This is a genomic window from Deltaproteobacteria bacterium, from assembly GCA_011773515.1.
In the GTDB taxonomy this organism is placed as follows: domain Bacteria; phylum Desulfobacterota; class Deferrimicrobia; order J040; family J040; genus WVXK01.
Window position 1 is genome coordinate 1 of sequence record WVXK01000072.1, and the last position, 1,623, is coordinate 1,623.

At 51.0% G+C, this 1,623-nt stretch carries 2 protein-coding genes; both read left to right on the plus strand.

Annotated features, from left to right (window positions below):
• The first annotated feature begins 150 nt into the window (after window positions 1–150).
• Entirely contained in the window at window positions 151–534 is a 384-nt protein-coding gene (locus GTN70_08435) for a transposase (protein ID NIO17011.1), read from the plus strand.
• Window positions 535–551: 17 nt separating this feature from the next.
• Window positions 552–1,532: an IS3 family transposase gene (locus GTN70_08440; GenBank protein ID NIO17012.1), complete on the plus strand. Its 981-nt coding sequence runs from the start codon at window positions 552–554 to the stop codon at window positions 1,530–1,532.
• Window positions 1,533–1,623 lie beyond the last annotated feature (91 nt).

Genomic DNA, 1,623 nt, shown 5'->3' on the forward strand with positions numbered 1-1,623 from the left:
CCTACTACCGCTGGAGAAAAGAGTATGGTTGCATGAGATGTAAATCGTCAGCATAAATTGGACACAAATGAGACATAAGTTAATGGACGCTTAAGGGGTTGCCCCTGCTCCAAGGAAGAAGTAAAGTAACGACTGAAAAGGAGCAGGAAAATGACCCAGGGAATAGACAATATCTGGCAGGCTGAAGCCAAAACACAGCAAACAAAGCAACTTATCCGGGATATCAAGCGTATTACCCGCCGTAAATTCACCGCCGAAGAGAAGATCCGCATCGTGCTGGAAGGTTTCAGGCGGGACACTCCCATCCGGGATCTCTGCCACCGGGAAGGCATCAAGCCGAGCACCTACTATGCCTGGCTGAAGGACTTCATGGAAGCCGGCAAAGAGAGGCTCACCCATGATATCACCAGAGATGCCACAAAGTCTGAGGTGCAGGAGCTCAAGCGTGACAATGCCAGGCTGAAGACGCTGGTCGCCGAGCTTTCCCTCCAGGTGCATGTGCTCAAAAAAACAGCGCCCCCGGACCTCGAATAAAGAGGAGGTACAGGCGGGTGAGCGCTGCTGAGAAGAAAAAGATACTGGCGTTTGTTACTAATTTGGGATTGCCGCGGCGAAGAGCCTTGGAGCACCTGGGATTTCCCAGGAGCACCTATTACCAGTGGCTGAAGCGACAGAGTGAGGGCAGATTACAGGACAAGAAGGGAGGGTCGCCGGTACCCTGGAACAAATTGAAGCCAGTGGAAGAGGCGAAGATATTAGCCATGGCGCGGGCATCACCGGAGCTTTCCTGCCGGCAGCTTGCCTGGCAGCTTGTTGACGAAGAGGGGTGGTATGTATCGGAGAGCACCGTCTTTCGCATCCTGAAGCGTGAAGGCCTGATCAAGCCTGCTGAAGTAATCGGTTTCAAGGCTGGAAAGGAATATCACCGCAAGACCAAGAGACCGAACGAGCTCTGGGCTACGGACTGTTCTCATATCAAGGTATTCGATTGGGGCTGGTATTACCTGGTGACGGTGATGGACGACTACAGCCGTTTCATACTGGCATGGGAGCTTAAGAGCGATATGGCAGCAGGCTCCCTTATCGACGTCGTCCAGAAAGCAGTGGATGCCACCGGTATGACGGATATCCCGGTGGAAGACCGGACCGTGCTTCTCTCCGACAATGGAACCGGCTATCTATCACGACAGTTTGGCGAATATCTGAGGCTGGTAGGTGTAAGACATATAATTGCGTCTCCCTACCATCCCCAGACCAATGGCAAGATAGAGAGATACCACCGCAGCCTCAAAGGAGAGATAAACCAACTGCCGTACGATATGCCGGGCGAACTGGAGAGAGCAATAGCTGACTTTATCGAGTACTACAACTACCGGCGCTACCATGAGGGTCTGGGCGATTTAACTCCATACAATGTATATATAGGCAGGCATCTTGAGATAATTCAGAAAAGAAAGGAGGCAAAGAGCAGGACATTACAGGAAAGAAGGGGCTATAATAGGGTTGCCAGGGAGCAGGGCAATCTCCAGTAAGTGCCCATTAATTTTGATGGCTAATTTGTCCCACTTTCGCTGACTACATACACATTTTGATATACCTGATTGGTTATTCACATTTGCTATC